This window comes from Shewanella sp. T24-MNA-CIBAN-0130 (assembly GCF_040310185.1).
Classification (GTDB): domain Bacteria; phylum Pseudomonadota; class Gammaproteobacteria; order Enterobacterales; family Shewanellaceae; genus Shewanella; species Shewanella psychromarinicola.
Genome location: NZ_JBEOPP010000057.1, coordinates 23,980 through 30,688 on the forward strand (window position 1 = coordinate 23,980; position 6,709 = coordinate 30,688).

The 6,709-nt window shown below is 42.6% G+C and carries 5 protein-coding genes; 1 reads left to right on the top strand and 4 read right to left on the bottom strand.

Annotation, left to right across the window (positions count from 1 at the left end):
• Positions 1 to 287 precede the first annotated feature (287 nt).
• Complete coding sequence (locus AAEZ02_RS18070; RefSeq protein WP_124013826.1) at positions 288 to 827, top strand: NUDIX hydrolase; 540 nt, start codon at positions 288 to 290, stop codon at positions 825 to 827.
• Positions 828 to 914: 87 nt separating this feature from the next.
• Here the strand turns inward: AAEZ02_RS18070 and proC are convergent, their stop codons facing one another.
• The 4 genes from proC to putP form a co-directional block, all read right to left on the bottom strand.
• Positions 915 to 1,757, bottom strand: a complete 843-nt coding sequence (gene proC, locus AAEZ02_RS18075) for a pyrroline-5-carboxylate reductase (protein WP_124013827.1) — start codon at positions 1,755 to 1,757, stop codon at positions 915 to 917.
• Between the two features lie 72 nt (positions 1,758 to 1,829).
• Positions 1,830 to 3,077, bottom strand: coding sequence for a glutamate-5-semialdehyde dehydrogenase (locus AAEZ02_RS18080; RefSeq protein ID WP_335687361.1), 1,248 nt, complete (start codon positions 3,075 to 3,077; stop codon positions 1,830 to 1,832).
• Positions 3,074 to 4,180: a glutamate 5-kinase gene (gene proB, locus AAEZ02_RS18085; RefSeq protein WP_124013843.1), complete on the bottom strand. Its 1,107-nt coding sequence runs from the start codon at positions 4,178 to 4,180 to the stop codon at positions 3,074 to 3,076. Before proB ends, AAEZ02_RS18080 begins: the two co-directional genes overlap by 4 nt.
• Positions 4,181 to 4,200: 20 nt before the next feature.
• Entirely contained in the window at positions 4,201 to 5,697 is a 1,497-nt protein-coding gene (gene putP, locus AAEZ02_RS18090; RefSeq protein ID WP_124013829.1) for a sodium/proline symporter PutP, read from the bottom strand.
• Positions 5,698 to 6,709: the final 1,012 nt, after the last annotated feature.

Consider the following 6,709-nt stretch of genomic DNA (forward strand, 5'->3'; position numbering starts at 1 on the left):
TTTTGGTTAAAAGCCTAATCCAAAACCATATTGATGGTCGACAATATGGCCAACAATGGGCATCCATGAGTATTGCCAAATGTTGTCATCCTATTGCTGATATTTAGCGTCACCGATAGCGCGATATCACTCAGCGGCAAAACTCATGGTTTCTGCTTCAACCCATCTCGCCATTGTAGAGACTTATTTATGCTCACAAATTCATATTGATTTAACCGATACGGTAAACTTGAAGCATGTGGTTTGGCAACGTATCATGCGTTTTTTATTGTGATGAGCCCCATATAATGCGCCATTTAACCACTCGTTATCATATCGACACCCCTGAAGACTTTATTACGGCGAATCAACAAACGATGCTAACGCGGCTTGCTACTCGTGCCATTGTGGTGCGTGAAAACCAGATACTGATGTTATATACACAACGTTATCATGACTATTCATTGCCTGGTGGTGGGGTTGATGCGGGTGAGGATATAGAGCAAGGGCTTATTCGCGAGTTACAAGAAGAAACGGGCGCCCAAGACATTCGCAATATTAATGCGTTTGGTTTGTATGAAGAATATCGTCCCTGGCTGCGAGATGGCCATACGTCGGTTAATATGCTGTCTTATTGCTTCACTTGTGATATCGACAATCAACTGGCTGAGACCCAATTTGAAGCTCACGAAATTAATAACGGCATGATGCCAGTATGGATTGATATTGATGAAGCGATTGAGCACAACCTTGAGACTATCGCCAACAGTAGCAAAAAAGGCTTATCGATTGAACGAGAAACCTTTCTGCTGAAACTGATTAAACAAGAGTTACTGAGCCAGTATTAAGCCTGTGAGGATGAATGAGTCAAGCGCTATATGCAGACCATTGCTCTGTTAGCAGGGGGTTGTTAACGTCAGTTTCGCGTTTTGAGACTAGCCGATAGACAGTTCTTTAGCTCTTGTTGCCGCGCATGCCATTGCGCTGGCAACGAGTTCATCAAGCTCACCATCTTGAAATGCCAATATGGCTTGTTCTGTTGTCCCTTTAGGAGAGGTCACTTGGTGGCGAAGGTTAGTCAAATTATGCTGACTATTAATCGCCATAGATATCGCTCCCATTGCACTGTGAAGCACGGCTTTAATGGCGGTTTCTTTTGGGAGCCCTTGTTTAATGGCGGCTTTTTCCATCGCTTCTAAAAATAAGAATAAATACGCTGGAGAGCTGCCTGCTGCGGCCACTATGGTAGACATTTGACTTTCATCTTGTAGCCATACGGTTTCACCAACGGCACGCATCAGACTTTCTGCGAGTGCAATGTCATTATCGTGGGTGTTAGGACCTGCGAATAAACCTGTTAATCCTTCACCAATGGCGGCCGGCAAGTTTGGCATGGCACAAATGACTTTGGGTGAATGATTTAGTTTTTGGCAGACCGTGGCATGTTTTATTCCCACCGCAATCGAGATGACTAATTTACGGTTATCGTGTTGCATAACCTCACTCAATTGCTCACACACCACAGGTACTACAAAAGGCTTAACGGCAACAATGATGACATCGGCAAATGCTACTGCGGCAGTATTATCTTGATGCACCCTAACATTGAATTTATCGATTAAGTTGTGTCGGGTTGTTTGGCTGGGGGCGCACACTAAAATATTGGCACTATTATGACCTTGTTTCAGTAGGCCGCTGATAATGGCTTTTGCCATGTTGCCGCCACCGATAAAGGCGATACAAGTATTAGGATCTAATGATTGATGTTGAGAGATAATAAACTCCGAAAGTGTCTCTAAAAAGAAAAGGCCATGCTTTCGCTTGGCCTTTTGTCTGTAATACCTATTTGATTATGCGCGGACTTGACCTTCACCGCTGACTAAGTATTTCTCAGTGGTGAGTGACTCAAGACCCATTGGGCCGTAGGCATGCAATTTGCTCGTCGCAATACCAATTTCAGCACCTAGACCGAGTTCGCTACCATCAGAAAAACGTGATGACGCATTGACCATGACGACCGAAGCATCCACAGTGCGTTGAAAACGCGTAGCCGTTGAGTCATTTTGGGTACAAATCACTTCAGTATGATGGCTACCAAAGCGGCGGATATGATTGATAGCATGATCAAAATCAGTCACTTGTCGAATCGCAATTTCTAAATCTAAATATTCTTGGCCAAAATCATCATCACTAATGACGTTGGCATGCTCAAAGTATTGTTGGGCATTTTTACTGACATTAATTCGCACCTTATGTGCGGCAAGCTCGGCTGCCACTTTCGGTAAAAAGGCTGCGGCTACGTCTTGATGTACCAATAATCCCTCTAGGGCATTACATACACCCGTGCGTTGAGTTTTGCCGTTGAGCAATAAAGACATCGCAATATCGAGATCGGCATCTTTATCAACATACAGATGACAAACGCCTTTAAAGTGCTGAATAACAGGGATTTTACTGTTATCAGTAACAAAGTTGATTAAGCCTTCTCCACCACGTGGAATAATGACATCAATAAAGTCACGCTGCTGCATTAGTTCCAGCATTAAGGCACGATCCGGATCGGGTATCACGGTAATAAGCGCCGGTGGTAACTGATTTGCTTGCAACACATTCTGTAAAATCGAAGCAATGATTTTACTTGAATGTAATGCTTCTTTACCGCCACGCAGTATCACGGCATTACCCGATTTAAAACATAACGCGCCTGCATCAGCGGTGACATTTGGGCGTGCTTCATAAATCATGCAAACGACCCCTAAAGGTACGCGCATTTTTTGAATATTAAGCCCATTTGGTCGCTGACATATTTCACGTACTCTGCCAACCGGATCGGGTAACGACGCTACCGTTTCGATGCCCGCAGCCATTGATTCAATGCGCTCTGATGTCAGAGTTAGTCTGTCTATCATTGCCGCGCCTAATTCAGCTTTTGCGGCATGGTCAAGATCCAATAAATTAGCTTTGATGATATCGTCGCTGTGAGCTCTAAGTGCTCGGGCCATATCAAGTAAAATGGTATTTTTAACTTGCTCATCTAATAGGGCTAGAGTTTGTGCAGCATTAGCTGCGGCTTGTGATAAGTCTTTAATTAAACTCATATTTGCTCCAATATGGCGATGTTTTTGTCAGAGATCAGTGGGCCTGTCTTTTGCTGGGCATTGTTGGCAAACTCACGATCTTCTTTATCTGCAATAAAATGTAATAAACAACTACTATAGTTTGATTTGGCTTTTGCCAATTTAGTGCCATCGCCTTTGCGCACTAAAACGGTATCGCCGACGGAAAAGTTGCCTCTTACGGCCACTACATCGTCACTGGTCAGTTGGGTATCATGTTTTTGAAGGTCGGCGCTAAAGTCATTTTCGACAATTAATTCACCTAAAATTTGAGATGTATGCGTCATCCAATGTAACAGATCTTTCATTGGTACATCATATGGCTCAAATAAAGTGCCCGGGTTTTGACCTTTAAGAAGCTGATTAAATGTGTCTGCATCAAAGCCATCCACAATCATAGTTTCAATGCCGTGTGAAATGGCTTTCTCTGCAGCCTCAATTTTGGTAAACATACCGCCAGTACCCACACTGCTGGTGGCACCACCTGCCATCGCGTAGATGTCGGCATTGATTTCACTGACTTGCTTAATTAGCGTGGCATCATCATGTAAATTAGGGTTTTTGGTATAAAGCCCTTTTACGTCTGAGCAGATAATTAACGCGTCGGCATCCGCTGCGGCTGCGACCATAGCGGATAAATTGTCATTGTCTCCAACGCGTAACTTAGCTGTGGTAGCAGCATCATTTTCGTTGATAATGGGTAGTAGTCCATGCTCTAACAGGGTGGCAATGGTATTTTTAATACTGATATAACGATCACGATCGCGTAAATCACCGTGGGTGAGTAATAGCTGCGCCGAAGGGAAATCGAACAACTTATCCCAAGTTGCCATCATATCGGCCTGGCCTGCTGCTGCCATCGCTTTTTTGAGCGACACAGTTGGTTCTGCAAGATCAGAGAATAGATGTCTCCCCGCAGCAACGGAGCCTGAAGACACCAACACAACTTGGCATCCTTGAGCACGACAGGTGGCGATAAACTGAGCTATACCTAATAAATATCGACTGCTACAGCCTTGTTGGTTAGGTGCAATTAACGCGCTTCCCACTTTAACGACAATCCGTTTCCAATGGGAAGTTGACATAGTATGAATATCTTCCATCTTTACAGTTCCTCAGCTAAAACACGATTGGCTTTATGAAAAGTCTTAACGGTTTTATGGCAAGGGTCGGCATCCAGTGCACTGGTAATAAAAATCACTACACTGCTGACAATAAAGCCGGGGATCATTTCGTACATCACGGTAGTTAATGCTTTTCCGTCTGCAAGTACAGGAGCATATATCCAAAATAGGACGGTAATAGCACCTGATAAAATACCCGCGACAGCCGCTTTATGGGTCAGGTTCTTTTTATATAGGCAACACAGTACCAGTGGACCAAAGGCCGCACCAAATCCAGCCCATGCATTGCTGACTATTGATAAGATACTGTTTGAGCGATCGAGCGCCAGTAAGCTGGCTACAATACCGACACCTGCTACACCATAACGTCCCATTTTGACCATTTCTTTCTCAGTTGACTCTTTTTTCGAAATAACTCGATAAATGTCTTCGGTCAGAGAACTTGACGACACTAATAACTGTGAAGAAATCGTACTCATAATGGCAGCTAAAATGGCAGCTAAAAGGAAGCCACTGATTAGCGGATGGAACAACAATTCAGAAAAGACAATAAAGATAGTTTCAGGATCGGCTATTTTCATGTCAAATTTATTGGCGTAGGCAATACCCACTAGACCTGTTGCCAGCGCACCAATAATGGTGACTGTCATCCAACTCATACCAATTCTGCGTGCTGCTTTGATATCAGAAACCGAGCGGATAGCCATAAAGCGCACAATAATATGTGGCTGACCAAAATAACCTAGGCCCCAAGACAGACTGGAAATTAACCCGAGCATTGTGACATTTTGCATCGCATCAGAGAAATGCGGGATCGACTCATAAGCAAAGCCCATCATTTTGTCAGCACTGCTAAACTCTTGATATGCCACAACGGGTACCAGAATCAAGGCAACAAACATGATACAGCCTTGAACAAAGTCAGTCATGCTGACGGCTAAAAAACCACCGAGTAAGGTATAAGATACAACCACACCTAGGGTAACCACCAGTCCGAGTTCATAATTTAAATCAAATGCAGAGACAAATAATTTCCCCCCAGCGACGAGTCCTGCCGAGGTATATAAGGTAAAGAAGATAACAATGATAATCGCCGCGATAATCCGCACATGACTGTTTGGTGCGTGGAAGCGTTTAGCAAAAAATTCAGGAATCGTTAGGGAGTCACCCGCAACTTCGGTATAAACCCGTAATTTAGGTGCCACGATCAAATAATTAATCAATGCCCCCGCTAATAGGCCTATCGCAATGTAGATGGTTTCGAAGCCGACTAAGAACATGGCACCTGGCAAGCCCATTAGCATCCAGCCACTCATATCGGATGCACCTGCTGACAGTGCGGTAACTTGTGGGCTGACTTTACGGCCACCCAAAATATAACCCGATACATCGCTGGTTGATTTTTTATATGCAAACAATCCAATGCTTAGCATTACGAGAAAATAGATTGCTAATGAGACATAGGTTAGGTAATGCATATATTATTTGCCTCCTAACGCTTTATCATGTTGAATCCCATTAGGTTTCAACATGACAAAGAGATAGGTGCTTAATATGGCGCATAAACACAATAACTGTGAAGCCTCTTTCAGCTTTAATGTTGTGGTGTTCCAAATGGTTGTAATGAGATTTTCTTCGCTTGACGTGTCCGTTGGCATAATGAGCTCCTGGGTTCTGGTTAATCGGTTTATTGTTAAATAATTTATATTCAGCAATAAAAAACCACCAAACTAGTTAGTGGTCTAATCATATTAACATCATTTGGGGTAAAATTTCCAATCTAATCTCAGACAGAAAGATAATAGAAGCGTAATTTTGGTGTCGATCCAGCTTATTTATTTATGGGAAACATTTACTATACGGCTGGTGATCACGGCTCGTTACTCGATGCAACTGCTTAAGGATTGTTTGATTATAGGTGTGTGCTTTTTCTGAATAAAATTAAATTATAGTTATAAGTTATTGTATTGATATTAATTGTTTTTTAATTATTTAGTGAGTAAATTTTAGGTTTAAATGTTGTTACGTTTAAAGTCGTTGATCTAGCTTGTCTATCGAACAACCTCTTTCGGACTAGCGTGACACGATATTGCTAGGCGAGGATTTATTATTTGTTAATGCATAAGTGAAACGGGTATAGATGATTATAGAACGAATGATTCGAGCTCAAGCCATCTAACTAAGATAGTTTGAATTCAAATTTATTGGATTTACAGCTTTTAGGTTGATTTGATCTATCGGCCATGTCTCGCCCCCTCAAAGCCTTTATAACGTCAATTGTTTTAAATCGCTTGTGTATAGCATTAACCTTATAGAATCAGGATTGCGGTTTCAGTAGATAGTCGCTGACTCAGTGAGGTCGCGCGTTAGTTAATGGTGCATGTTAATCCGGTAATAGTGCAAATTTGTGTGACTATACCCGTGATCATTGAAAATGCTTGATTTTGTCCCAAATGGGATCATCATAGCCCCATGAAACAAATTACACTC